The organism is Ligilactobacillus agilis DSM 20509 (assembly GCF_001436215.1).
GTDB lineage: Bacteria > Bacillota > Bacilli > Lactobacillales > Lactobacillaceae > Ligilactobacillus > Ligilactobacillus agilis.
In genome coordinates this window covers 1-320 of sequence record NZ_AYYP01000069.1, presented here as the reverse complement: position 1 = coordinate 320, position 320 = coordinate 1, and the positions used below count along the sequence as shown (strand labels likewise).

1 protein-coding gene is annotated in these 320 nt (G+C 33.1%); it reads right to left on the bottom strand.

Annotation, left to right across the window (positions count from 1 at the left end):
- Positions 1-320: zinc ribbon domain-containing protein (locus FC14_RS08770; protein WP_420890265.1), on the bottom strand; the 320-nt coding region annotated here is incomplete at both ends.

The window sequence follows — 320 nt, the reverse complement described above, 5'->3', positions numbered from 1 at the left end:
CAAGTTACCTGCTTTTAATTTAGGATAATCTCTTAATTTTACATGTTTTTCTGGGTGTAAGCCCCACTCCTTAATGTTTAAGGCTGCGTTATAATCCCTATCTACTTCTTTACCAGTATATGCTGAAACATATATGCGTTTACCATCTTTATTAGTCGCTCTTAACTCGTGCTTTTCTTCATATTCAGTTCCATATTCTACTTGGCTAGTTTTATATGGATCCACTTTAATAAGGGTCTTATTTTGTTTATTTACCAATGATTCAACAATCTTCGCTAATTCATAAGGTTTGATTAAAGCTAAGCGCTTATTCTTACCTG